Origin of the sequence: Rhodopila sp., from assembly GCF_965276935.1 — a bacterium.
Taxonomy (GTDB): Bacteria; Pseudomonadota; Alphaproteobacteria; order Acetobacterales; family Acetobacteraceae; genus Rhodopila.
The window spans coordinates 1,616,097-1,641,801 of sequence record NZ_CBDIBS010000003.1 but is presented as its reverse complement, the minus strand read 5'-3'; the positions used below and the strand labels follow the sequence as shown (position 1 = coordinate 1,641,801).

Here is a 25,705-nt window from a genome sequence, read left to right as displayed (position 1 = left end):
GATTTGACGGACGCTGCCGCTTCACGAAATTTGGTTCGCCCGCGCCACCACCGCCTCGAACAAAACCTGGCATCCCGCTTCGGCCTCCTCGGGTGCGATGCTTTCGGCCTCGTTGTGCGACAGCCCATCCTTGCATGGGGTAAAGATCATGGCGGTCGGCACATGTCGCGCGACGTAGACGGCGTCATGCGCCGCACCAGAAACGATTTCCCGGGCGCTATAGCCAAGTTTCGCCGCGCCCTGGCGCACCAGGTCAACGCAGACTGGATCGAACGGCTGCGCCGGTATCTTGAACAGCGCCGTCAGTTCGAGCCTCACCCCGCATGCCGCGGCGATCGCCTGCGCCGCCGGCGGAAAATCGGCATGCAGCACGTCGACCTCCGCCATTGCGGGATGGCGAAACTCGACCGAGAACCTCACCTCCCCCGGCACCACGTTGCGACTGTTGGGAAACACTAGAAGCTGCCCCACCGTGCCACGTCCATCCTCCCCACGCGCCCGCATCATCCGGTCCACAAGGTCGACAATGCGCGCTGCACAGACCAGCGCGTCCTTCCGCGTCGAGGGCGGCGTGGTTCCCGCGTGGCTGTCCTGGCCAACCGTCACCGCGTCATACCAGACCTGTGCCTGAGCACCCGTGACGATGCCGATCTGCCGTCCCTCGCGCTCCAGAAAAGGGCCTTGCTCGATATGCAGCTCGAAATACGCGTCTGCCGGGAACGGTGCCGCCGGATCAGTGCCCCGGTAGCCGATCCCGTCCAACGCGGTCTCGACCGAGACGCCTTCGGTATCTGTCAGGGAATAGGCCTTATCGAGCGTGAAGACCCCTGCCCAGACGCCCGATCCCATCAGGCTGTGGCCAAACCGGCTGCCTTCCTCGTCCGTCCAGTTGATCAGCTCCAGCGGCGCTTCGGTCACGATCCCCAGGTCGTTCAGGCTGCGCATCACCTCGAGCCCGCCAAGCACGCCCAGCGCGCCGTCGAACTTTCCGCCGGACGGCTGGCTGTCGAGGTGGCTGCCGAACAGCACCGGCGGCCGGGTCGGATTACGCCCGGGCCGGCGGGCGAACATGTTGCCGATCGCATCCAGCCGGACGGTCAGTCCCAACGCCTCGCATTCGGCGCGAAACCGATCCCGCCCGCGCTTGTCCACATCCGTCAGCGTCAGGCGACGCACGCCGCCCTTGGGAGTCGCGCCGATCTCGGCGAATCCCATCAGACTGTCCCAGAGGCGTTTGCCGTCGATGCATTGATTTGTCTGTGCCATGCGGCGGCATCTTGCCCAGCGGCCGGCTTCCTGCAAGCCTGCGCCGCATGAACAGTCCCTCGATCTTGCGAAACAACGCCCTCGATGGCCAGGATGTCTGGCAGGCCCGGGTGGACCTCGCCGCCTGCTTCCGTGCCGCCGCTCGGCTTGGCCTGAACGAAGGCGTCTGCAACCACCTGTCCTTCATGGTGCCTGGCTCCGCCGACCTGTTCCTGGTCAATCCCGATGGCTGGTCGTTCGCGGAGATCACCGCCTCTCGCCTGCTGGTCTGCGATTTTCATCGCAATGTCATCGCTGGCGATGGCGTGCCGGAGGACACCGCGTTCTACATCCACGCCCGCCTGCACGCGCGCCTGCCCCGCGCCCGCGCCGCCTTCCACACCCACATGCCGAACGCCACCGCGCTGACCATGGTGGAAGGCGACCCGCTGATCTGGGCCGGGCAGAGCGCGCTGAAATTCTATGGCCGGATCGTGGTGGACGACGTCTACAACGGCCTTGCATTGGACGAATCGGAGGGTGACCGCATTGCCGCCAGTGTAGGCGATGCCGACATCGTCTTCATGAAGCATCACGGTGTCCTGGTCCTGGCGCCCAGCATCGCCAAGGCCTGGGACGATCTGTATTATCTGGAGCGGGCTGCCGAAGTGCAGCGCCTGGCTCAGTCCACCGGACGGCGTGTCGTGCCGGTTCCGCGCGAAATCGCCGAAGCGACGGCCGAACAGATGCGTCACGAGGGTGGTCGCGACTCGCCCAAATTGCACCTGGAGAGCATCAAGCGCCAGCTCGACCGCGATGCGCCCGAGTATCGTCAGTGAGCCGGCTGCTGCCAGTCCTGCTGGCACTGTTCAGCTTTACCGGCTGCACGTTGATCGACCAGCGCACCTTCGCGCCCTCACCCGAGGCAAAGGCGCAGACGCCGCCACCGCTTCCGGCGGTGGCGATCGATCCGCGCACGCCGCTGGTCACCATCGACTATACAGCCCCATCGCCGGACTACGCGGAGCTGCTGCATTACGCCGTGCGCGCGGCGGAGGCGCGGGATGTCGATGTTCAGTACGACGTGATCTCGGTTCTGAAAGACCCGGCGGAGGCGTCGGATGGGCAGGAACACGCCATCGGCGTGATGCGTGCGATCATGCGCGACCGTGTGCCGGCCAGCCGGATTCATCTTGGCCTCCGCACGGACCCCGTGCTGGCCGCCAGTCAGGTCCGAGTTTACGTACGGTGAGAAGGATGCGTGCGTGGAAGCGCGCATCGGTAAGGCGATTGGCCGCTACGCACCGTGTCCAAGAGCGTTACTGTGCCGCCCCTGACATCCAGTGCGTAAGCTTCTACGATGTATCGCATTGACCTTGCTGGAGACGCGCAATGCCTTACGCGACAACCGATGACGGAGTTCGTTTACATTATGAGGAATGCGGCAGCGGCACTCCGGTGATCTTCGTGCACGAATTCGCTGGCGATCATCGCTCCTGGGAAACGCAGATGCGGCATTTCGGCCAGCGCTACCGCGCCATCACCTATGCGGCGCGTGGTTACTCGCCATCGGATGTGCCGGAGGATGTGGCGAAATATTATCAGGCGCGTGCTGCGGACGACATCGCGGCAGTGCTGAGTTGCCTGCGGATTGAAAAGGCCCATGTCGTCGGCCTGTCGATGGGCGGGTTTGCCACCTTGCACTTCGGCTTCCGCCATCCACAGCGCGCGTTGTCGTTGTGCGTTGCTGGATGTGGCTACGGTGCCGAGAAGGGCCAGCAAGACAAGTTCCGTAACGAGGTCGCAACCGTCGCGGCTTTTCTCGACGCTCACGGCATCGAGGCATTCGCCGCCAAGTACGCCTATGGCCCGACCCGCGTGCAGTTCGAGAACAAGGATCTGCGCGGCTTTGAGGAATTCAAGCGTCAATTGTCGGAACATGCCGCCGTCGGTGCCCGCAACACGCAGCTTGGCGTGCAGGGCGAGCGGCCTTCACTGTATGATCTGGTCGAACCCATGAAGGCATTGACCGTGCCGACCCTGATCCTGACTGGAGACGAAGATTGGCCATGCCTGCAGCCTGCTTTGCTGATGAAGCAGACGATCCCCAGCGCCGCGCTGTCAGTGATGCCAAACTGCGGACACACCATCAATCTTGAGGATCCCGATCAGTTCAACCGTCTTGTGGGTGACTTCATCGTGCAGGTTGATGCGGGGCGATGGCCGGAGCGGGATCCGCGTGCAACGGTGGCATCTATAACGGGCATTAAATGATTTTGATAAAGTAAATATCTGTTAGTTTGCGGGCTGTCAGTCAACGATCCTGTGATTGGACCCGGCGTCGACGTCACCATTATCACATCTCGTAATGTTGCTTCGCTTCCGTCCGCTCATGATCCTGCTGCTCTGCGTGGGTGCTCCAGCCGGTTGCGGCCCGGTTCTGACAGCATCCACAGCCGACGTGGCCGGCATCACCGGTGCCGGTGTTGCCAGCGCTGTTTCCAGAAGCCCTGCGGCTGCGGCCGGCATCGGCCTCGGCATCGCCGCGGGTGCCAGTGCCGGCCTGCAATACGTCGAGCGGAACGTGCATCGAGCCGAACAGGATCGCATCGCCGAGGCAGCCGGCCCGCTCGACCAAGGCGTAATCGGGCACTGGAGCGTATCGCATACCATCCCGATCGAGGACGACGAGCACGGCGATCTTGTCGTTACCCGGCTTGTGGGTTCGGCGGATTTCTCTTGCAAGGAGATCGTGTTTTCGGTGGACACGATCAAAAAGAAGATCCCGCAGCGGGCGTTTTATATTGCCACGGTGTGCCGGGACGGCGACGTCTGGAAGTGGGCTTCCGCCGAACCGGCGACCGCCCGTTGGGGTTCGCTGCAGTGACTGGCGTGCGGGCCGCCACATTGGCAATGATGGTGCTGTTGACCGGATGCAGCTCGGTGCCGGAGATCGCCGCCGTGGTTGTGGGCGGTGCGACCGGAGGTGCGACAGCTAACCCCGCCATCGGCTTTGCCGTGGGCGTGGCCACTGCCGCCGCAGCCACCGCTGCCGTGCAATACTATGGCCGCAGCCGCCAAGGGGCCGAACAGGATGCCATCGCGCGGGTCGCCGGAGATCTGCCGGTCGGTGGTACAGCGGACTGGAAGATTGAGCACACTATTCCGCTTGGCGATGAGCACGGTCAGCTTCGGGTGACCCGCCTGATCGATTCGCCGCTGGCGGAATGCAAGGAAGTAGCGTTTTCTGTTGCCGAGGGCTCCAGGAAGGCTGCAAAGCTCAACTGGTTCACCACGGATGTCTGCAAATCCGCCGACACCTGGACATGGGCAGCCGCCGAGCCAGCGGTCGAACGATGGGGTTATTTGCAGTAGTCCCGGAACGACTAGAGCGTGCGCGCTGAAGGCTGATCCGTCGAAGGGCGTGAATCACGTGCTCAAACAACATGAATGGACACCGGCGATCGATGCAAATCCGGACCATCATGGTCTGAAGTTGAGGATGGTTGTCGCGCCGAGTTGATCCGCGACCGCTTTTACTGATAGGCATTGATCAGGGTCCAGATCATGGGCATCTAGGTCCGCGCGTTAGCCAGCCTGAACCTATGAGTGTCTGGTCCATCGTCAGATGTATTCATCATGAACAGAAAGCTTTACATCCATGATCTGGAACAGAAGATCCAGAACAGCCGGCGGCTTTTTCGGCAAGCTGCCACACCGTGATTTCGTTCTGCTTCCAGCGATTTTCCTGCTGACCTTGCTCTGCATCGGCTTTACCAGCGAGGCGCTGGCGCGTCTCTGGTATCCTGAACAACAGCTTGATCGGTGCCAGATAAACGAGCCGACAGGCGGCCGTTTCAAACCGGGATGTCATTCCGTTACAAAGATGTTTGAAAGCACCTGGGTCGAATCAGACTATAATGACTGTGGCTACCGTTCGGCCCATTCATGCCGGACCAAGGCGCCGGACGCCTTGCGCGTTGCCGTTCTGGGAACCTCGATCAGCCGAGGCTACTGGCTTCCTTACAACCAGAGTTTCGCCGGCCGGGTCGAGCATGATCTGACAGTTGCCTGCCAGCAGCCGGTGGACCTGCAGAACGTTTCGCAAGCCAACAGCATCCTGGTGACCGGAAACGGCCGAATTCCGATCTGGCATCACATTGCCGATCGGGTGCCCGAAGCTCTTGCCCTGCGGCCAAACGCACTGGTGCTGGTCATGGCGCCATTCGATCTGGAAAGCTACGAGGTGATGCCTGAAAGCACCGGCGCCTCCGCCGCCACGGCGCCTGTCACTCCGGGCCCGCGGGGGCTCGTCGGTCTGTTCAAGACCATCAAGAACTTCATCAACAATGACAGCCGGGTCATCCTGGTTGCTCGGCACATCGCCTACCAGGATACCGATCGCTATGTGCTGCATGATCTGCAGCAAGGCGATAGCAGCGACTACCTCCGGCAACCATTCACGGCGAAGTGGGCGCTGCGGTTGAAGGTAGCTGACCAGACCATCAGCCGGATTGCCTCGCAGGCCAATGCAGCGGGTGTGCCGCTTATCGTCGTGCTGATGCCGCTGCGCACACAGGCCGCGCTGAGCGCCGCCGGCGTGGACCGGCACCAGACGCATCCTTTCGCGCTCGGTCGAGCCTTGTCCGGCATCGTGCGGGCGCAGCATGCCGACTTCATCGACATGACCAACGTGACCAGCACGTTGCGAGATCCGGCTGATCTGTTCTTCGAGATCAACGGCCATCCGAACGCCGCCGGTGATGCCGCTCTGGCTCGCTCGGTCGAAACGGCACTTGTGCGAGATGTCCAAGGATTTTCGCATTGTCGGCCTGTTGGGCCACGGATGTCAGGCCGCTGATCAAAGCCGGCAGCCTGTTCACGATTGCACATCCCTCAACGCCTCGTTAGGTTCAAGACGCGGCGGGTGTAGCTCAATGGTAGAGTCCCAGCCTTCCAAGCTGGCTGTGCGGGTTCGATTCCCGTCACCCGCTCCATTTGACAGCACACGCAGTCCGCCGCATCTTCCAGATACTGAGGGGAGCCCCACCAGAGGGGCTGAGATATCGTCTGAAACCGGATCAACCGGTGGTGCGATGACCCTTGAACCTGAACCGGGTCATGCCGGCGGAGGGACAGGTCTATGCGAAGTGACCTTGTTCCGTCGTCCGCGACCCGCCGACGATGCAATTCATGCGCTTCCCGCGTGAAGTTTCTTCCGCGTGTTTCGCGCGAAGTTGAAGGAGAGGTCCATGACGGTCCAGTCAAAGTCCGCCGCCCGCCCGAGCTCGGTGACCACCGGCGCGATCGCCGGGTCGCGCAAGATCTACAGCGCCCCCGCCGACCGGACCGATATCCTGGTGCCATTCCGCGAAATCGTGCTCGATCCCAGCGCCAAGGAAGAGCCCTATCGCGCCTACGACTGCTCCGGCATCTACACTGATCCGTCGATTACGGTGAATCTGGAAGCCGGCCTGCCGCCGGTGCGTCGCGAGTGGCTGGCCAAGCGTGGCTTCGACCGTATCGCCGCGCGTGCCGTGAAGCCCGAGGACAATGGCTTCATCACCGGCGACAAGCTGGTTCCGGAATGCCCCGCCGACCACCCTGTCCTGGCCGGCAGGCCTGGACAGTCTGTCACGCAATATGAATTTGCCCGCGCCGGCGTCATCACCGAGGAGATGATCTACGTCGCGCACCGCGAGAACATGGGTCGCGCGAAGATGATCCCAGGTGCGGAAGAACGCGTCGCCGACGGTGAAAGCTTTGGCGCGGACATCCCCGCCTTCATTACTCCGGAATTCGTCCGCGACGAGATCGCCCGCGGCCGCGCCATCATCCCGGCGAACATCAATCACCCGGAACTGGAACCGGTGATCATTGGCCGCAACTTCCTGGTGAAGATCAACGCGAATATCGGCAACTCGGCGGTGACATCGGGTGCGGCGGAAGAGGTGGAGAAGCTGGTCTGGGCGATCCGCTGGGGGTCCGACACCGTGATGGACCTGTCCACCGGTCGGAACATCCACAATATTCGCGGCTGGATCATTCGTAACTCTCCGGTGCCGATCGGCACAGTGCCGATCTACCAGGCGCTGGAGAAAGTGGACGGCGACCCGACCAAATTGGACTGGGAGGTGTTCAAGGACACGCTGATCGAGCAGGCGGAGCAGGGGGTCGACTACTTCACCATTCATGCCGGCGTGCGGTTAAAATATGTCCCGCTGACAGCCAGGCGCGTCACAGGGATCGTGTCACGCGGCGGTTCCATCATGGCCAAATGGTGCTTGTCGAGGCACAAGGAAAGCTTTCTGTACGAACGCTTTGACGAGATCTGCGACATCATGCGGAAATACGACGTGTCGTTCTCCCTGGGTGATGGTCTGCGTCCGGGATCGAATGCCGACGCCAACGACGCGGCGCAATTTGGTGAACTTGAAACCTTGGGCGAACTGACGAAGGTTGCCTGGAACAAGGGCTGCCAGGTGATGATCGAGGGGCCCGGCCATGTACCAATGCACAAGATCAAGATCAACATGGACAAGCAGTTGCGCGAATGCGGCGAGGCGCCGTTCTACACCCTTGGGCCGCTGACCACGGATATCGCGCCTGGCTACGATCACATCACCAGCGCGATCGGCGCCGCGATGATCGGCTGGTACGGCACTGCCATGTTGTGCTACGTCACGCCGAAGGAGCATCTGGGCCTGCCGAACCGTGACGACGTGAAGACCGGCGTGATCACCTACCGCATCGCCGCGCACGCCGCGGATCTGGCGAAGGGGCACCCGGCGGCCAAGCTGCGTGATGATGCGGTCAGCCGAGCAAGGTTCGAATTTCGCTGGGAGGATCAGTTCAACCTGTCTCTCGACCCGGACACGGCGCGATCGTTCCATGACGAGACCTTGCCAAAGGAAGCCCACAAGGTGGCGCATTTCTGCTCGATGTGCGGGCCGAAGTTCTGCTCCATGCAGATCACCCAGGACCTGCGGGTGGAGGCGGAGCGGATGGCCGGTCTGGAAGCAAAAAGCGCCGAGTTCGCGGACGCGGGCAAGGAGATTTATCTGCCGCGTCAGGCGGCGGAGTAGCCGCATTCTCGCGCCGCGATGACTGATCCCCGGGCCGCTCTTGAAGCGATCGGCCAATTGCCGGATACCGAGATTGACATCGGTAACGCCGCGCTTCAACTCGCCCGGGTGGATGCTCCCAACAGCGATTGGCATGCCGCTCGGCGGCATCTGACGGATCTGGCGCAAGGGGCGGTAGCCCTAGCGGCGTCGATGGAGGGACAGGCTCTGCAGGCTCGGGCAAAGGCGCTGTCGGATTTTCTGGCTGATCACCATGGATACGTGGGCGACACGGAATCCTATGACGACCTGGCGAACGCGAACCTGATCAGGGTGATCGAGCGGCGGCGCGGCCTGCCGGTTGCCTTGGGGGTTATCTGGATGCATTCCGCCCGAGCGGCCGGATGGGGCAGCCACGGGGTCGATTTCCCCGCGCATTTCCTGATCGCGCTGGAGGGACATAAAACGCAGGTGGTGCTTGACGTCTTCAATCGCGGGCAACTGATGACAGCCCGCGACCTGCGCGAGTTGCTGAAGCGCGTGGAAGGCAAGAACGCCGAGTTGCGCCCTGGTCTGCTGCAGCCCATGAGCACGCGACGCGTGCTGCTTCGGTTGCAGAACAACATCATGACGCGGCGGTTGCAGACGGGGGACATGGACGCCGGCCTGCGCTGCACCGAGGACATGCTGCGCATCGCCCCCGATCAGGCCGAACTGTGGCGGCAGTCGGGTGTGCTTAATCAGAAGCTGGACCGAGTTGCCGCGGCCCGAATGTGCTATGAGCGGTTCATCTCCCTGGTACCAGAGGGGGCCGCAGCGGATGCGGTCAGGGTGCAGTTGGATATCCTGAAGTCAATGCTGAACTGAAGCCGACCTTGTCAGGTTCCTGAACCGCAGAATACCGCAAGATGTCAGTCTCACGGTGGGTTTGAATCAGGCCTGGGCTCGGGAACCGGGATCTTGGACGCGCATTCCAGCAGCGCCATGACCCGAAGAGCGGACGCCAATGGCCGATCCGGCCCGCGACCTACGTCAGCCGCCGCGACAAGGGTGGATAGGCTTTGACCACGAGCCTGCGCCATCTGGCCAAGAACTGTCCAGAATTCGTCCTCTAACGCGACGCTGGTGCGATGACCGGCAAGCGAGAAACTACGTTTGATAAGGCCGCTCAGGCGCGTGCTCCATGCTGTGGGTTGAACGGCTGAATTCAACATGTGTTGTCGCTCATGGCGATCCGGGTCACGACTTCGCGGACCTGCGGCAGCGTTGTTGGCATGGCGCAACCTGCCATAGGGGTAGCAAGCACCTACCGATCAAAACATGCATCATTTGCCATGGCACGGCACATTCCGAAGGTCATGGCGGGCGCAAGCTCCACCTGCGTTGAATCAGGCATCGTCGTGGGTTGGTCAGGCCCGGTGTCATGGCCGACGGAGGCCGGCTACGCCTTCTTGCGGTGCCACCCTGCCGCCCACGCGCACAGGGAGTTGGCAAAGGCATCTTGACATGGGAGCTGATTATGTTCTACATATGTTCTAATGTTGACGGAGCGACGCCTAGCATGACCGTATCCGGTCACACTCAGCCGCCCAATGGGCCGCCCAATGAGCCACCCAATCAATTGCCAGCCCCGACGGGACCACAAGACAATCCGTTTCTTGAACGCCTCTTCACCACGATGTGCCGTTACATATATGTGTTGCCCGAGGAGACCTTCGTGCATCAAGTACAGCGCTGGATCGACGCACTTCATTTCATGACATCACTGAAGCCGCGGACCGAGCAGGAATGGCTTCTGGCGTCTGATGTAACGATGCAGCACATGTTCGCACAGCAAAGCCTGGCCCTGAGCCGCGGCAAGGGCGTGCGAATAAAGCAGCGGATGCAGCACGGCAAGGATTTCATCACCCATGCCAAGACCCTGCATGCCGCGCAACTGCGCTATGAACTGGTGCGGGCCAAGCCGGCCGCCTGAAGCCGCGGCTGATATGAAGCCGAGCGATGTTGGTCTAGTGTCCTCCGCCGACAGAAGGGGGGACTTCCATGACGCAAACGCAGTCGGTGACAGGCGCCGAATTTCTGGCACGCAGCCTCGCGGCCAACGGCACGACGCATGTCTTCTTTATCGATGCGGTTCTGCGCCGGACGCTGATCGAACTGGGCACCCTCGGCGTCAACCGAGTGCTCGGCCATAGCGAGAAGGGCGTTGCCTATATGGCCGACGGCTATGCCAGGATCGCTGGCCGGCCAGGTGTCTGCTTCGCCCAGTCGGTCGGCGCCGCCAATCTCGCGTCGGGTCTGCAGGATGCTTATCTGGGCCGGGTGCCGGTGATTGCGATGACTGGTCATAAACAGCCGGCCATGCAGCAACGCAACGCCTACCAGGAAATCCCCCACCTGCCGCTGTTCTCGGCGGTGACGAAGTTTTCCGCCCGTGTCGATCAGGCGGCAGACCTGCCGCGGCTGATGCGCCAGGCCTGGCGCGAGGCGATGACCGGGACTCCGCGCCCGGCGCACCTGGACCTGAACGGCTTGCAGGCCGAAGTGATCGAGACCGGGCAAGTGGCGGAAGACCCCGGCCCTGATCCGGCCTTCCAACTGACAATGCCGCCGCATCGCCCGACGGCTTCGCATGCCGATATCGAACGCGCGGCTGCCCGCATCCTGCAGGCGAAGCGGGTGGTTCTGATGGCTGGCGAAGGCGCCGCGGCGTCGGGTGCCGCAAGGGAACTACTTGCGCTGGGTGAACTGCTGGCCGCGCCGATCGCGACATCCCTGGGTGGCCGCGGTCTGGTCCCGACCCGTCACCGCCTGTCGATTGGCTGCGCAGGCAACTATGCGGCGCCACCAACGAACCAGATCGTGCACGAGGCGGACCTGGTGGTCTTCATCGGCTGCGAGACAGGCGATCAGGTTACTCATACCTGGCGCATTCCGGCGATCAATACGCCCTGCGTGCAGATCGACATCGACCCTACCGAGCTTGGTCGCTCCTATCCGAACACCCTGGGTCTGATGGGTGATCCGAAAGCCACAATGTCCGCGCTGATCACTGCCCTCGGCAAGCCAGCGCGAGAGACCGGATTCGCGGAGCGGGCTGCCGGCATCGTCTCGGCCTGGCGGGAAAGCCGAGTGGCGGCACTGGCGAGCAGCGCGATACCAATCTGGCCAGACCGGCTGTGCGATGAGATCACCAGGGCGCTGCCTTCGGACGGGATTCTGGTCGCTGACACCGGCTACTCCGGCATCTGGAGCAGCACGCTGATCGAACTGAATGGCGAGGGACAGACCTATCTGCGTGCCGCCGGTTCCCTCGGTTGGGCGTTTCCGGCGGCGCTGGGTGCCAAATGCGCGGCGCCACATCGGAAGGTGATCTGCTGGTCGGGTGACGGGGCGATCTACTACCATTTGACCGAGCTGGAGACTGCCCGCCGCCGGGGTATCGCGGTGGTGCTGGTGATCAACAACAACTCCGGCTTCGGCCAGGGTTGGCCGAACATCCAGCGCCAGCAGGGCAACAAGCCAGGCGATGTGTCAGAACTTGTCCGCTTCGGACCGACCAATTTTGCGGAGGTGGCGCGCGTGTTCGGCCTGCGCGGCATCCGCGTGGAGGACCCTGCCCAGATTGGGCCGGCCTTGCGCGACGCGCTGGCTTCGGATGAAACCGTGGTGGTCGATGTCGCCACGGACATCGATTGCCGAGCACCGGAACCCTGGCTGCCGGAGGGCCTGTAATGACAGACGTCGCGGTTATCGGCGCGGGCACCATGGGGCACGCGCTGGCTCTGGTCTTCGCGCTAGGCGGCCACATGGTGCGGCTGACCGACAGCAATCCCGAAACTCTGCGGCGCGCGCCGGCGCTGATGCAGACCGCGGTGGAAACATTAGCGGAAGCCGGGGAGGTCGATGCCGCCTGGAAAGAAAACGGCATCGGCCAGTTCGTCCGCTGCTGTGACACGCTGGCGGAGACCGTCGCGGGCGCCGCCATCGTCGTCGAGGCGATCATCGAGCGGCAGGACGCCAAGCATACCTTGTATGAACAGCTCGATCGCTTGATGGGGCCCGACGCGATCCTGGCCAGCAACACCAGCAACCTGGATATTTTCCCACTAGTGCCGGAGGCCAGGCAGAAGAACACGATGGTCGCGCATTGGTATACGCCGCCCTATCTGTGCGATCTGGTCGATCTCTGTCCAGGCCCACGGACCGACCCGGCCATCGTGGAGACGATCCGCGGCACAGTCGCGGCAATGGGCAAGGTGCCGGTCGTGTTCAAGAAGATGGTGCAGGGCTATGTCGCCAACCGCATTCAGGCGGCGATCGGGCTGGAGGTGTTCCGATTATTGGACGAGGGCGTCGTGACGGCGAAGGATATCGATGATTCGGTCATCCACGGCCTCGCGCTGCGCATGCCGATCCTGGGCATCATCGCCAAGGCTGATTTTACCGGGCTGGCGCTGATGCAGCAGGGTCTGGCCAACCGCAGCTATACACCCCCGCCGGTCACCGGGCGGTCGGAGGCGTTGGATCATCTGATGGATCAGGGCCGCTCCGGCGTCATGGTCGGCAAAGGCTTCTTCGACTGGGGTGATCGCACACCCGAAGAGCTGTTCCGCGAACGTGACCGGAAATTGCTGAAACTGAAACAGGCATTGCGGGCGATCGGCCCGATGGAGGGCACATGATCCGTTATGATCTGACCGGGAAGACCGCATTGGTGACCGGCGGTGCGTCCGGCATCGGTTTTGCCACCGCTCATATGCTGGCGGGCTTCGGTGCAACCGTCGCGGTGAATTTTCTGGCCGACGATCCGCGCGGACCGGAAGCGGTAGACAAGCTGATCGCCGCCGGGGGTAAGGCAATCATGGCACCCGGCAGCGTCGGCGATGCGACAGAGTCGGTGCGGATGGTGGAGACGGCGGCCGCCGACCTCGGCCGGCTCGATCTTCTGGTCAACAATGCCGGCACGCCGGGCACGCGGCATCGGATCGCGCCGCCGGATCTGGGCCTGATCACCGAGGAACTTTGGACGACGCTGCTGGAGGTCAATCTGCTGGGCGTGTTTCGCTGTGCGAAAGCGGCGGCGCCCGCGCTGAAGCAGGCGGGTGGCGCGATCGTCAATACCGCCTCGATCGCTGGCCTTGGACGTGCCGGCAGCAGCCTGGCCTACGGCGCGACCAAGGCCGGCGTTGTCAGCCTGACGCAGAACCTGGCGCGTGCGCTGGCACCGGATGTGCGGGTGAACGCCATCGCCCCCGGCGCCGTGGACAGTTCCTGGATGGTGGAATGGACGAATGAGGAAAGACAGCAGTCGATCGAGCGTGCTCTGCTGAAGCGGCGCTGCCAGCCGGAGGATTTGGCCGAGGTCATCCTGTTCCTGGGCTTCGGCGCGGCAATGGTAACCGGGCAGACAATCACCGTGGATGGCGGTCTGACATTGTAGACCGCAGCGGCATCGACATCGGAGGGCGGACGTCAGAAGGCAGCTTATGGCCGCTGATAACCGGTCGCGGCATATCCTTTTTCGACACCAACAGGGCGATGCCACTGGTTCGTCCGGGTTAGAAGGTGATGACGGCATCGCCTCCAAAGGTGAAGCTGTTTGATGTGCTCTTGGTGCGTGCCGGCGGGTTTTGGTTGAACGGGTTGTTGTCGGTAAATGAATGATCCCACCGGACTTCCGGCCGGAGCAGCAGGCTGGTGACCGCGGGTAGCGCTGGCTTGTAGCTCACGCCGAGGGTCAGTGCTCCATAGGTCGTGCTGCCGCCTGGTGCCGAATAGGCGTTGGAGACGGTCGGCAGCCCTTGCTGGAACCGCACCGGATCGTTGTTGCCGGAGAATGACGTTACGAAAAAGTTGTTGTCGTCGCGCCAGGCCTCGACCCGCCCGTTCAGCGTGAGAGTATCGGTCAAGGTATACGATCCATATTGTGCCACCCCGTACGCATTCACTGGCTTGTTTTGAAAGCCATAGGCGTCCCGCGCCCAGTTCAGCTCAGTCACCAGGGTCAGCTTGTCGGTGGCCTTGTACGTTACCACCACATCGTTGTAGGAGCGCCACTCGCCGTTGGCATTGAAGCCTAGAGGCGAAAGAAGCCGGGTGGGCTGCTCGGGACCGAAATGACTGAGCGCCAGAATGGTCAGGTTGCCACCCATGAAGTTCAGCCCAAAGCCGCCAATACCGCCGAGCGCGCCATTCTCGTCGCCCAGCGGTCCGAAAGTTGTATTGGTGCCTGTATCGACGCCGGCATAGATGTCCAGCAGGCTGTTGACGTGTGTGGTGGTCAACACGCCGGTGTGCTTGAACGGCAAGCCGAACTGAAAGATGTATGAATGCGAGTAGAACGGATTGGTGGACGGATCGATCGTCTCGTATCCGAGCGGGGTTGAATACTGTCCCGCCTTCAGGTCTATGCCGCCCTCTGTCAGATAGGGCAGATGGAGAAGGACGTTTGCCTCGACGACGTCCAACTGGTACCGATCGCCTGGATTAACACGGTTAAGTTCGCCCAGGAACTGAGTGAACCGTGCATCCGAGCCATACAGGAACTGCAGCTTGAAGCCCCATTGGAAATTCGGATCTTTCGGGTCCAGCGGCTTGTTGGCGGTCAACAGAAGCTGGTTGAGCTGCGCCTGATTGGCATGATCGGTAAACAACTGACCAAAGTTCAGGCCGGTACTTGGTCGCATCGGATTGAAAATGACACCCGCGTCCAGTTGCGCCGACAGGTGGATGCCGTCGATCCAGTACCCAGGCGGTGGTGCGTCGGCGGCAGGGGCGACCGCGGGTTTCTGGGTTTCGGTCGTCGCAGCCGGGGGCGTGGCTGCCGGCGGGCCAGCGGCTGGAGAAGCGGGCGACGTCTGTGCCACTGCTGAGACCGAGGCTGTTGCCATGGTTGCGGTAGCAACAAGCAGCGCCCGCTGGTGGAGCCAGTTCTTGGTCATGTGTCCGTTTCCGTTCCTGTAGTATCCGTATAGCAAAAGCGAAATATATAGTCAGTGGAATAATGGCAAAGGTTTATATAAGCCGTATAAAAAGGGCGCCTCGCAGCAGCGGCGCCCCCAGGATACCAAGCTAGAAAATCTGCTCGCCATGCAGCACGATATCCAGACCCTCGCGTTCTTCCTCCTGGTCAACCCGCAGCCCAACCAGGGCCTTGGTGACCATCAGAAGTATCAGAGTCATGACACCGCTATAGACCAGCGTAGAGACAACACCAATCGCCTGCAGCTTCAACTGCGCCAGGCCGCCGGGGCTGCCGTCCGGGCTGGCATCCGTGGCTGACAGCGGGCCATAGGAGAACACACCGGTCAGCAAGGCACCAACAATACCGCCAATTCCATGCACGCCGAACGCATCCAGACTGTCGTCGTAGCCCAGCATGTGCTTCAGGCTCGTGGCAGCCCAGAAGCAGATCACACCGGCGGCAATGCCGATGACAATGGACCCACCGGGCAGCACGAAACCTGAAGCTGGGGTGATGGCGACGAGGCCGGCGACGGCACCGGATATCGCACCCAATACGGAAGGCTTGCCCTTGGTGATCCACTCGGCGAACATCCAGCCAAGTGCCGCCGCGGCGGTGGCGATCTGCGTCACCGTCATCGCCATGCCTGCTCGGCCGTTGGCAGCCGTCGCGGAACCCGCATTAAAGCCAAACCAGCCGACCCATAGCAACGACGCGCCGATGACTGCCAGAGACAGGTTGTACGGCGCCATGTTGTCGCTGCCGTAGCCAACCCGCTTGCCAAGCACTAAAGCGCACATCAGGCCGGCGATACCAGCGTTGATATGCACGACGGTGCCCCCCGCGAAGTCGAGAACCCCCATTTGATTGGCCCAACCGGAGGGAGCCCAGACCCAGTGCGCGATTGGCGAGTAAACCAGCAGCGACCATAGCGTCATGAAAATGCACAAGGCTGAGAACTTCATACGGTCAGCGAATGCTCCGGCGATCAGCGCTGGGGTGATGATCGCGAAGGTCATCTGGAACATCATATAAACAGTCTCGGGTATCGTCGTGGTCATGTCCGAGACGTCCTTGACGCCGGAGGCCAACACAAAGGCTTGCGTGTCATTACCCTTGGCAATGTGTTCGGCGATGCCGTTCAACATGACACGAGAAAAGTCGCCCATATAGGCGTTTCCAGTCGTGAAGGCGATGCTGTAGCCGACCACAACCCAAACCAAGGTAACGATGCAGCAGATCGTGAATGATTGCATCATCGTCGCCAGCACGTTCTTTTTCCGCACCATACCGGCATAGAAAAGGGCCAGGCCGGGGATGGTCATCAGCAGCACCAGCGCGGTGCTGCTCAGCATCCAGGCGGTATCGCCAGAATCAAGCTTTGGTGGCCCGGCCGCCGCGGCCGTCGCGGCGGCAGTCGTGCCTGGAGCAGCATTATCGGCGAAGGCCGGAAGCGCGAGGATCAGAGCCAACAACAGCACGCTCAGTCCCCAGGCATGGCGGGATCTTGTCATAGTCTTTATTCCCTATCTTGTTCAGAGTGCTTCGGTATCGACTTCACCGGTGCGGATCCGCATCGCCCGTTCAATGTCGAGCACGAAAATCTTGCCATCGCCGATCTTGCCGGTATGAGCGGCCTTTGAAATCGCCTCGATAACCTGATCAACCAGGTCGTCGGGTGTCACAACCTCGATTTTTATCTTGGGTAAGAAGCTGACGTGGTATTCTGCCCCGCGATATATCTCGGTCTGGCCTTTCTGCCGGCCAAATCCTTTCACTTCGGACACAGTCAGGCCTTGCACCCCAAGTGGAGTCAAAGCCTCTCGCACGTCGTCAAGCTTGAAGGGCTTTATGATGGCCATGATGAGTTTCATGTCGACCTGCCCTCTGGCATACCAGCATTGATGATGAAAACCTGCATTCTTGGGTCCTGCTTTGCCGTTTCGTCATGCCGCCATGATCCACACGACCAGACGTCGGTTAATTCGAATCAATAATCGTGCCAACGCGATTAACCCCGTTGACACGTATTTTGGTATCCGAACTACGGACACGGCTAGAAGATATGCTTAATAAAGCAGCAAATGCCTGCTACCGTCACAGCCGTAGGGATGCCAGGAAATGCTGCTGCGCCCGCCAGGTTTGCGTTTTCGGCGGCCTATGCGAAGTAACGCTGCCTATGGAATGAGATGCCCCGGATGCTCACGACGTTCAGCCTTGCCGATGACGTTGACTCTAAGGCGGATGTTACGGCTTGATGCACGAGCGGCAGGTCATTGAGCCTTCCAGATCGAAGCCGAGGCGGCTAATCGGGTTACTGGAGCAGCAGGACAACCGGGGGCGCGGTTTACCAAGCAGGCATCAAAGATTGTTGGCATGGCCAACATTGTCCTGGCCCGCACATAGCTTAAGTTGAGGTCACAACGGACACCGCGTCAGACAAGGCCCCACCGTCCAATGGACGACGGGGCTTTGATGTGACTGTTCTGGGTTGGATCAGGTCGAGTAGTACATTTCAAATTCAACCGGGTGCGGCGAATGTTCGAAGCGATAGACCTCGTTCCATTTCAGTTCGATATAGCTTTCAATCTGATCCGTACTGAAGACGCCGCCTTCCAGCAGAAAATCATGATCAGCAGCTAACACACCCAGCGCTTCGCGCAGGCTGCCACAAACGGTCGGAATGCCCTTCAGTTCCTCCGGCGGCAGGTCGTACAGGTCCTTGTCCATTGGATCGCCAGGATGGATCTTGTTCTTGATTCCATCCAGCGCTGCCATTGTAATAGCGGAATAGGACAAATAGGGGTTGCAGCTCGGATCAGGGAAGCGAACCTCGACACGCTTCGCCTTCGGATTGGTTGTATAGGGGATGCGGCACGACGCCGATCGGTTCCGCGCCGAGTAGGCAAGCAAGACTGGTGCCTCGAACCCCGGAATTAGTCGCTTGTAACTGTTGGTCGAGGGATTGCTGAAGGCGTTGATCGCCTTGGCGTGCTTGATGATGCCGCCAATTGCGTACAGGCAGGTTTCCGACAGGTCGGCGTAGCCGTTACCGGCGAACAGCGGCTTGCCGGCCTTCCAGATCGAAATGTGGGTGTGCATGCCCGAGCCGTTGTCGCCATAGATCGGTTTCGGCATGAAAGTCGCCGTCTTGCCATAGCTGTGTGCGACGTTGTGGACGCAGTACTTATAGATCTGCATCTGGTCGGCCATCGTGAGCAGCGAGCCGAACCTGAAGCCTAGCTCATGCTGCGACTGCGCCACCTCGTGGTGATGCTTTTCGATCGACAGGCCCATTTCGCCCATGGTCGACAACATCTCGGCGCGCAGGTCGCTGTCGCCGTCGACAGGCGGGACCGGGAAATAGCCGCCCTTGACTGCTGGCCGGTGGCCCATGTTGCCCTCCGGATAGTCCTTCAACGGGGCCTCTGGGCCTTCGACGCTATCGACGTGAAAGGTGGCGAAATTGCCGCCGGTGCCGAACTTCACGCTGTCGAAAATAAAGAATTCGGCTTCGGCTCCAATAGACACGCTGTCGCCAATGCCGCTGGACTTGACATAGGCTTCGCACAGCTTGGCTGTCGCACGCGGATCGCGAGAATAGTACTGCCCAGTCGACGGCTCCACGATGTCACAGAAAAGGATCAGACTTGGTTTGGCAGCAAACGGATCCATCACGGCTGTGTCTGCGTCAGGCATCAGAATCATGTCGGATTCATTGATCGCCTTCCAGCCAGCGATCGACGATCCGTCAAACATGATGCCGTCGGTAAAAACGTCTTCCTTGATCGTAGACACGTGCTGCGCGGTGTGCTGCCACTTGCCGCGCGGATCAGTGAAGCGCAAATCGACATAGTCCACTGAATTTTCCGTCAGCATGCTGAGCACCTTGCTCACGCCAGCGCTTTTGTCTTCCGGCTTTCTCGCCATCCTGATCTTCCCTGTTGCCAATCAAGTCGCCGCAACGTCTGTAGCCATCGCGCGACGCAACGAGATACGGCGGGTTAAAGGGCCCGCACCACGCGGTACCTGGTGATTCGGCCCTCCATAGCTTCATCCGCCGAGGGCCAATAGCGGGTAACAAATCTAGATGGCGTCCTCCCCCCGTTCGCCTGTGCGAATGCGGATGACCTCCTCGATCGCCGAGATAAAGATCTTGCCATCGCCGATCCGCCCGGTCCGTGCCGAGTTCACGATCGCCTCCACCGCACGTTCGACCACACTATCGTCACAGATGACTTCGATTTTAACCTTCGGCAGGAAATCCACGATATACTCAGCGCCACGATAAAGTTCCGTGTGGCCTTTCTGGCGGCCAAACCCCTTGGCTTCCACCACGGTGATACCTTGCAATCCAACCTCGTGCAGCGCTTCCTTCACTTCATCAAGTTTGAACGGCTTGATGACAGCTTCGATCTTCTTCATGTTCACCAAGCCCGGTTTGGCCGGGCCTCCCAACAATGTTCAGGCTGCCCGTATTGCTACTGAGGTTCAGCAGCATGAACAGCGCATTAGGCTTGCATTTCGCGTGCCAATCAGCAACGGCGACCGCGTGACCGTCATGCCACACCGCCATGGGCAACACGTAAGACAATTCAGGCGGCTCCTGTTCCTTCCATCGCCGTCCACGTGCCCACGCCACGGTCGCCGCATCAGCAGTTTCGGCTGGCGGGGTATAGGCGGATTGGCACAATGACCCATCGTTGTTCTTTGCACGCTATGGCGGAAATCATTTGCATCCACAAGCAGTCTCGGCCTTTTCAACCTACTCCGCAGGCGATATTTCATCGTATGGCAGCAGTAGAACGGAGCGCGGACGGATGCGCGGAGCGAACAGCTATCTCGGGTCGATCGGCACCACCATCTTCACGGTGATGTCGGCGCTCGCGGTCGAGCATCAGTCCATCAATCTGGGTCAGGGTTTTCCGGACACCGACGGTCCGGAGGACATCGTCCAGGCAGCGGCTGAAGCGTTGAAGGACGCGCGCAACCAATACCCGCCGATGCTCGGCGTGCCGGAGCTGCGGCAGGCCGTCGCCGCCACGAACAAACGCTTCTATAATCTTGATATCGACTGGATGAGGGAAGTCACGGTGACCTCGGGCGCCACCGAGGCGATCACCGCATGCTTGATGGCCATCCTCGACCCCGGAGACGAGGTTGTGCTGATCGAGCCGCTGTACGACACCTATGTCCCGGTGGTGCGGATGCTCGGCGCGATCCCACGCATCGTCCGCCTGGCACCGCCGCATTGGGAGCTGCCGCATGCCGAACTGGCGGATGCATTTGGTCCGAAGACCAAGGCGATCCTGTTCAACTCGCCCATGAACCCCTGTGGCAAGGTCTTCACGGTCGAGGAACTTTCCTTCATTGCCGAGCTGGTGGTCCGCCACGATACCTATGCAATCTGTGACGAGGTTTACGAGCATCTGACATTCGATGGCGCGCGTCACATTCCGCTCATGACCTTGCCCGGCATGCGCGACCGCGCGATGCGTATCGGCAGCGCCGGCAAGACGTTTTCGCTTACCGGGTGGAAGATCGGCTACGTGACGGCCGCCGCCAACCTTTCTTCGCTGGTGGCCAAGGCGCACCAGAACCTGACCTTCACCACCGCGCCCAACCTGCAACGCGCTGTCGCACTTGGGCTGGCAAAGGATGATGGCTATTTCGCCTCGTTGGCGGCCAACCTTCAGGCGCGGCGTGATCAGCTCATCGCCGGCCTGGCTTTGGTTGGCCTGTCGGTGCTACCGACGCAAGGCACCTGTTTCATTACGGCGGACTTCGCGCCGCTGGATTTTGCGGGCGACGATGTCACTTTCTGCCGCCACATCACGGAGCAAGCCGGCGTGACCGCAATCCCGGTCTCGGCCTTCTACGATGCGCCAGGGGCACCACGTCATTATGCCCGCTTCGCCTTCTGCAAGCGGCAGGAGGTGCTGGAGGAGGCAATCGGAAGGCTGCATCGACACTTCGGAACCGCCTGAATCAGAACCGAACCCGAAGACTTGCACCTTCGAGTTCGGCTCGATCTGATCAGATCGCGTGTACCTTCGCTTCACGTTCCCAAAACCGCAGCTTTCGGCAGGTCGTGATAAACTTTTTCATGTCTGCCGCATCCGTCAAGGCGACGATGCCCGCATCGATATCCGTCAGTCCCGCCTTTTCAAACAGCGGCTTCGCGGTTTCGGTGCAGCCAATGAATTTCGCATGAGCGAACGCGTCGTTGAGGAAATCCTTGGCAGTCGCCTCTCCCGTCAGCATTGCCGCACCCTCGGCGGACGGCATCACGACGACCGCGTCGTACAGCACGGACGGTCCGCCGTTCAGCTTCTGCTGGGCCTCATGACGATTGCCATCACTGTCGGTAAATCCGCCGACCTTGGGTGCTACCAATTCCATCATGGCGCCTTCCGCCTTGACCGCCTGCATCAACGCCTTCAGCAACGCAGCGTCGGAGCCGTTGCTGACCAGCACGCCAACCTTACGGCCAGCAAAGGTGTTCTTGGCATTGCCAATAATGCTGAGGGCAGGGGACTTCTTCAGGTTCATCACGACAGGCCGGGCGGCGGCGGCGGCGGTGGGAAGCTTCTCCATGCCAAGACCGTCGGCTACCTTTTGTGCCAGGGACTCATCGACGTTCAGCAAGTGCGATACCATGCGGACGCGGATCGCCACCGTTTCAACCTTGCTCAGTTCGAACACGAAGGCATCTTTGATGTGGGTTTGCTCGATTGGCGTCTGGCTCAGGTAGAACTGACGCGCCTGGCTGTAATGGTCGGCAAACAGTTCGGCACGAACCCGGCGTTTCTCACCAGTTTCGACCACCGGCGTGGTGACGAACCCACGGTCGGGTGATTCTCGAGGGCCACCGGCGGCGCCACCCCAGGAATTCGGTTCATAGTTCACGTGCCCCTTGGGGTTGTGCATCGCCATATGCCCGTCCTGCTGGAGCGTGTGGAACGGACACTTTGGCGCGTTGATTGGAATATGCGTGAAGTTAGGGCTGCCGAGACGCTTCAACTGCGTGTCGAGGTAAGAGAAATTCCGGCCCTGCAACAGCGGATCATTGGTGAAGTCGATGCCTGGAACAATGTTCTGCGTGCCGAACGCGACCTGCTCGGTTTCGGCGAAGAAGTTGTCCACGACACGGTCAAGGACCATGCGGCCGACCTTGCGGATTGGAACCATCTCCTCGGGGATGATCTTGGTGGCATCGAGTACATCGAACTCGAACTTGTCGGCGAACGCTTCATCAAAGAGCTGCAGGCCAAGTTCCCATTCCGGATAACTGCCGCTCTGGATCGCAGCCCACAGGTCGATGGAAATCCGGGTCCGCGCCGTTCAGCTTCACGGCCTCGTTCCACACGACTGACTGCATGCCGAGTTTCGGTTTCCAGTGGAACTTCACAAAGGTCGATTTGCCGTCAGCATTGACCAGTCGGAAGGTGTGGACGCCAAACCCTTCCATGAAGCGCAGCGAGCGCGGGATGGTACGGTCCGACATGATCCACAGCAGCATGTGGACCGACTCCGGGATCATCGAAACAAAGTCCCAGAAATTGTCGTGCGCGGTCTGTGCCTGCGGAAAACCGCGATCAGGTTCCTGTTTGGCGGCATGGATCAGGTCGGGAAACTTAATGGCGTCCTGAATGAAGAACACCGGGATGTTGTTGCCGACAATGTCCCAGTTGCCTTCCTTGGTGTAGAACTTTACCGCAAAGCCGCGTACGTCGCGCGCCAGGTCGGACGATCCCTGGTTGCCTGCGACGGTGGAAAACCGGACAAAGACCGGGGTTTTTTCGCCGACGCGCTGAAATATGTCGGCCTTGCTGACGTCAGCGAGCGATTCGGTCAGCTCAAAGAAGCCGTGCGCGCCAACGCCGCGGGCATGCACCACCCGCTCGGGGATACGTTCGTGATCAAAGTGAAAGATCTTCTCGCGAAAATGAAAGTCTTCCAGAAGAGTTGGGCCGCGTGGCCCGACCTTCAGGGAATTCTGGTCGTCGGAAACAGGCATACCGAGCTGGGTGGTCAGCACAGGAACGTCGCCACCGGCAACCTGATGGGTTTCACCACCCTCTCCCCGGAAAATTTTGGCATCCGCCATTTGAGCGGGTTTCAGGTCGTTGGACTTAACTATGTCGGCCATGCGGCGCCCCTTCAGCATCAGATAAACATCCGGCCACGGCGAGATGACGGCATGACCTCGGATGCGTCCCCAACGCCGGTGCGGGCAAGTGGTTGTGGCCGCCAAGTGAAGTTAATTGGACGGACATCATGCCGGCCAAGGCGCCGCCTGCTTCAACTGACACCGCCTCTTGCCGCAACCGGCCAGAGGCACTCCACCCGGCCCTTGCGAACGCCGACATACCAATCGAATTTATCAACCGTCGGGTCGCAGTGGCCGGGCACCAGGCGCAGCTTTTCACCGACCTTTGGCGCAGCGGTTTCGCTGGCGACATCCAGCTTGCCATGCTCGTCTGACGCGCTGACATAGCGCAGGTCCGGCCGCTGCCACACCGTCGGCAGTCCAGAATCCACGGCGACCGCCTTATGGCCGGCATCCAGCACCGCAATACCTGGCCGCGTCGCGCTCATGACCGAGGACAGCACGAATAGCGCGTGCTGGAATGTCGAGACTGGCGCGCCTGCTTCGTCCAGGTTCCGGGCGTAGTCCGCGTCCATAAAGACATAGCTGCCGGCCTGCATCTCGGTGTAGACGCCAGACGTCGATTCAAAGGGAAATGTGCCGGTGCCGGCGCCGCCGACGATCGGGCAGTCCAGCCCACGCTGGCGAAGCTGTTCCACCGTGCGGCGGGACGCCTCCACCGCGCCGCCGATCAGCGTGCGCCGCTCGCCTGGTGTGCGCTTGTGCTGCGCGCTGCCGTGGTATGCCTGCAGGCCGCCAAAGATCAGGTGTCGGGATTCGGCGATACGTGTTGCCAGGGCAACCGCCTCGGGTCCGGGGGCGACGCCGCAGCGGCTGGCGCCGACATCGATCTCCACCAGCACGGTCATGCGGATGCCGGCATCGGCGGCGGCGGCCTCGATCGCTGCCACCTGGCCTTCATCGTCGGCACAGACCGAGACCTGGGCGATCCGCGACAAGGCGCACAGCCGAGCCAGCTTGGCGGCGCCGACGACTTCGTTGCTGACCAGGATGTTGGACACGCCGCCCCACGCCAGGACCTCGGCTTCGGTCACCTTCTGCACACAGTTGCCGATGGCGCCGCGGGCGATCTGCAGCTTGGCGATAATGGGCGATTTGTGGGTCTTAGCATGGGCGCGCAACTTGGCACCGGTCGGTGCGAGCAGGGCCGCCATGGCATCCAGGTTGGACTCGAACGCGTCCAGGTCGATCACCAGGGCAGGTGTGTCGATGTCTTCCTCTTGCATTCCGGGAGCGGCGGGCGGCATTTGCAGCATGGCTCAATCCTTCAGAATACCGCGCATTGTCGCCGGTCGAGTCAAAAATGGCAAACTGGTCGAAGTCCTTATGAAAAGAACTGAAGCCTTGCTTTAATAAGCTCAACCGCTGTCAAAGCATCCTTCAACAGGGCCAGCCGATGCCGGTATACCCAACCTGCGTGGGTCACTATGAAACCACTGCCGTCGGCGGGAAGGCTTTGACAACAATTCCGCATGCATCGCGCCAGCTTGGCCTGTCGCAGCCCACCATTACCAGTGGTCTGGAACACCTACGGAGTTTGGTTATCGCGCATGAAGCGACGCGTCGACAGCGCGGCCGTGTCTTCGTCTACAGCGCGTTTCTAAGCCTGTTGAGCGAGGGCACCGAACCCTTGCCGCCTTGATATCAAACCAGGTAAGGCATCCGCACGCCGGGATTGTTCGACGGAAAATCCTTCATGTCCCGTGTCACCAGCAGCCGGTCCGTGACTTGCGCTGATGCCCAGACGATCGCATCCGGCAACTTCATCCGGTGCGCCTGGCGCAGTTCGACCGCACGTTGGGCAACGGTCCGGTCGACCTCGATCAACCGGAAGCCGTCAAGGAACCGCCGCGTTGGCTCGGTGAACCCGGGCGGGGTGCCGACCAGAACCTCCATCCAGGTCACAGCGCTGATCGCCTTGTCCTGATGCAGGTTCAATTCGTCCTTCGCCTGAGGCAGTCCGCGCAGATAATCCACCAGGATGTTCGTATCCAGCAGCGCCTTTACCATTCCGCGCGTACATTCCGTTGGAAATCAATCCCATCCGGCGCGTTGGCGGTCCACAGGCCGAACGCCTCCTCCCCCGGAGCACGCTGATATTTGGCCAGATATTCGGCTATTGCGTCCCGCACAATGGCAGCGCGCGGCTGGTTGACCTTCTCACAGAGGGCGGCCAGGGCGCGGACCTGAGTGTCCGGGATGTCGATCAAGGCACGCACGGTTCACCTCGTATAGTTGATATGCACATCATATATA

Annotated in this window: 23 protein-coding genes, 1 tRNA gene, 1 pseudogene and 1 riboswitch; of the genes and pseudogenes, 14 read left to right on the top strand and 11 right to left on the bottom strand. The window is 61.1% G+C overall.

The window, feature by feature from the left end:
• Positions 1-21: 21 nt before the first annotated feature.
• Positions 22-1,266 (bottom strand): Zn-dependent hydrolase, encoded by a 1,245-nt coding sequence (locus ACQY4S_RS15485; RefSeq protein ID WP_428486082.1) that lies wholly within the window; start codon positions 1,264-1,266, stop codon positions 22-24.
• Between the two features lie 47 nt (positions 1,267-1,313).
• Here ACQY4S_RS15485 and ACQY4S_RS15480 point away from each other — a divergent pair, with 47 nt between their 5' ends.
• The 9 genes from ACQY4S_RS15480 (at position 1,314) to ACQY4S_RS15440 (ending at position 9,176) form a co-directional block, all read left to right on the top strand.
• On the top strand, positions 1,314-2,084 hold the full coding sequence (locus ACQY4S_RS15480) for an aldolase (RefSeq protein ID WP_428486081.1): 771 nt from the start codon (positions 1,314-1,316) through the stop codon (positions 2,082-2,084).
• Positions 2,081-2,497 (top strand): hypothetical protein, encoded by a 417-nt coding sequence (locus tag ACQY4S_RS15475; protein WP_428486080.1) that lies wholly within the window; start codon positions 2,081-2,083, stop codon positions 2,495-2,497. Before ACQY4S_RS15480 ends, ACQY4S_RS15475 begins: the two co-directional genes overlap by 4 nt.
• Before the next feature lie 140 nt (positions 2,498-2,637).
• On the top strand, positions 2,638-3,519 hold the full coding sequence (locus ACQY4S_RS15470; protein ID WP_428486079.1) for an alpha/beta fold hydrolase: 882 nt from the start codon (positions 2,638-2,640) through the stop codon (positions 3,517-3,519).
• Between the two features lie 187 nt (positions 3,520-3,706).
• Entirely contained in the window at positions 3,707-4,132 is a 426-nt protein-coding gene (locus ACQY4S_RS15465) for a hypothetical protein (protein WP_428486078.1), read from the top strand.
• Positions 4,133-4,188: 56 nt separating this feature from the next.
• The gene (locus ACQY4S_RS15460; protein ID WP_428486077.1) at positions 4,189-4,620 is read left to right on the top strand and encodes a hypothetical protein; all 432 of its coding nucleotides are present in this window, start codon (positions 4,189-4,191) and stop codon (positions 4,618-4,620) included.
• 286 nt (positions 4,621-4,906) lie between these two features.
• Entirely contained in the window at positions 4,907-6,106 is a 1,200-nt protein-coding gene (locus tag ACQY4S_RS15455; RefSeq protein WP_428486076.1) for a hypothetical protein, read from the top strand.
• A gap of 62 nt (positions 6,107-6,168) precedes the next feature.
• A tRNA-Gly gene (locus tag ACQY4S_RS15450) sits at positions 6,169-6,242 on the top strand.
• A 30-nt stretch (positions 6,243-6,272) separates the two neighbouring features.
• A riboswitch (TPP riboswitch) is annotated at positions 6,273-6,398 on the top strand.
• Between the two features lie 99 nt (positions 6,399-6,497).
• Positions 6,498-8,330 carry a phosphomethylpyrimidine synthase ThiC gene (gene thiC / locus ACQY4S_RS15445; protein ID WP_428486075.1) on the top strand — a complete coding sequence of 611 codons (1,833 nt, stop codon included), beginning with the start codon at positions 6,498-6,500 and terminating at the stop codon, positions 8,328-8,330.
• An 18-nt stretch (positions 8,331-8,348) separates the two neighbouring features.
• Positions 8,349-9,176: a SirB1 family protein gene (locus tag ACQY4S_RS15440; protein ID WP_428486074.1), complete on the top strand. Its 828-nt coding sequence runs from the start codon at positions 8,349-8,351 to the stop codon at positions 9,174-9,176.
• 50 nt (positions 9,177-9,226) lie between these two features.
• Here ACQY4S_RS15440 and ACQY4S_RS15435 read toward each other — a convergent pair whose 3' ends face one another.
• Complete coding sequence (locus ACQY4S_RS15435; RefSeq protein WP_428486073.1) at positions 9,227-9,523, bottom strand: ribbon-helix-helix domain-containing protein; 297 nt, start codon at positions 9,521-9,523, stop codon at positions 9,227-9,229.
• 347 nt (positions 9,524-9,870) lie between these two features.
• Between ACQY4S_RS15435 and ACQY4S_RS15430 the strand changes: the two genes are divergently transcribed.
• The 4 genes from ACQY4S_RS15430 to ACQY4S_RS15415 all read left to right on the top strand — a co-directional run bounded on the left by ACQY4S_RS15430 (position 9,871) and on the right by ACQY4S_RS15415 (position 13,752).
• Complete coding sequence (locus ACQY4S_RS15430; RefSeq protein WP_428486072.1) at positions 9,871-10,284, top strand: hypothetical protein; 414 nt, start codon at positions 9,871-9,873, stop codon at positions 10,282-10,284.
• 68 nt (positions 10,285-10,352) lie between these two features.
• Positions 10,353-12,044 (top strand): thiamine pyrophosphate-binding protein, encoded by a 1,692-nt coding sequence (locus ACQY4S_RS15425; protein ID WP_428486071.1) that lies wholly within the window; start codon positions 10,353-10,355, stop codon positions 12,042-12,044.
• Complete coding sequence (locus ACQY4S_RS15420) at positions 12,044-12,994, top strand: 3-hydroxyacyl-CoA dehydrogenase family protein (protein WP_428486070.1); 951 nt, start codon at positions 12,044-12,046, stop codon at positions 12,992-12,994. Before ACQY4S_RS15425 ends, ACQY4S_RS15420 begins: the two co-directional genes overlap by 1 nt.
• Positions 12,991-13,752, top strand: coding sequence for an SDR family NAD(P)-dependent oxidoreductase (locus tag ACQY4S_RS15415; protein WP_428486069.1), 762 nt, complete (start codon positions 12,991-12,993; stop codon positions 13,750-13,752). The genes ACQY4S_RS15420 and ACQY4S_RS15415 overlap by 4 nt, the downstream gene beginning before the upstream one ends.
• 118 nt (positions 13,753-13,870) lie before the next feature.
• Here the strand turns inward: ACQY4S_RS15415 and ACQY4S_RS15410 are convergent, their stop codons facing one another.
• From ACQY4S_RS15410 to ACQY4S_RS15390, 5 genes are all read right to left on the bottom strand, one after another.
• Complete coding sequence (locus ACQY4S_RS15410; protein ID WP_428486068.1) at positions 13,871-15,253, bottom strand: outer membrane beta-barrel protein; 1,383 nt, start codon at positions 15,251-15,253, stop codon at positions 13,871-13,873.
• 130 nt (positions 15,254-15,383) lie between these two features.
• On the bottom strand, positions 15,384-16,790 hold the full coding sequence (locus tag ACQY4S_RS15405; RefSeq protein WP_428486067.1) for an ammonium transporter: 1,407 nt from the start codon (positions 16,788-16,790) through the stop codon (positions 15,384-15,386).
• A gap of 21 nt (positions 16,791-16,811) precedes the next feature.
• Positions 16,812-17,150: a P-II family nitrogen regulator gene (locus tag ACQY4S_RS15400; RefSeq protein WP_428486066.1), complete on the bottom strand. Its 339-nt coding sequence runs from the start codon at positions 17,148-17,150 to the stop codon at positions 16,812-16,814.
• Between the two features lie 622 nt (positions 17,151-17,772).
• The gene (gene glnA, locus ACQY4S_RS15395; protein ID WP_428486065.1) at positions 17,773-19,206 is read right to left on the bottom strand and encodes a type I glutamate--ammonia ligase; all 1,434 of its coding nucleotides are present in this window, start codon (positions 19,204-19,206) and stop codon (positions 17,773-17,775) included.
• Positions 19,207-19,362: 156 nt separating this feature from the next.
• Positions 19,363-19,701 (bottom strand): P-II family nitrogen regulator, encoded by a 339-nt coding sequence (locus tag ACQY4S_RS15390; protein WP_428486064.1) that lies wholly within the window; start codon positions 19,699-19,701, stop codon positions 19,363-19,365.
• 395 nt (positions 19,702-20,096) lie between these two features.
• Between ACQY4S_RS15390 and ACQY4S_RS15385 the strand changes: the two genes are divergently transcribed.
• Positions 20,097-21,263, top strand: coding sequence for an aminotransferase (locus ACQY4S_RS15385; protein WP_428486063.1), 1,167 nt, complete (start codon positions 20,097-20,099; stop codon positions 21,261-21,263).
• 49 nt (positions 21,264-21,312) lie between these two features.
• Here the strand turns inward: ACQY4S_RS15385 and ACQY4S_RS15380 are convergent.
• The 4 genes and pseudogenes from ACQY4S_RS15380 to ACQY4S_RS15365 form a co-directional block, all read right to left on the bottom strand.
• A pseudogene (locus ACQY4S_RS15380) lies at positions 21,313-23,386 on the bottom strand (catalase).
• A 194-nt stretch (positions 23,387-23,580) separates the two neighbouring features.
• A complete protein-coding gene (locus ACQY4S_RS15375; RefSeq protein WP_428486062.1) occupies positions 23,581-24,705 on the bottom strand; it encodes a DSD1 family PLP-dependent enzyme in 1,125 nt (374 codons plus the stop codon).
• A gap of 388 nt (positions 24,706-25,093) precedes the next feature.
• Positions 25,094-25,459 carry a type II toxin-antitoxin system VapC family toxin gene (locus ACQY4S_RS15370; protein WP_428486061.1) on the bottom strand — a complete coding sequence of 122 codons (366 nt, stop codon included), beginning with the start codon at positions 25,457-25,459 and terminating at the stop codon, positions 25,094-25,096.
• The gene (locus tag ACQY4S_RS15365; protein WP_428486060.1) at positions 25,453-25,668 is read right to left on the bottom strand and encodes a ribbon-helix-helix protein, CopG family; all 216 of its coding nucleotides are present in this window, start codon (positions 25,666-25,668) and stop codon (positions 25,453-25,455) included. The genes ACQY4S_RS15370 and ACQY4S_RS15365 overlap by 7 nt, the downstream gene beginning before the upstream one ends.
• Positions 25,669-25,705 lie beyond the last annotated feature (37 nt).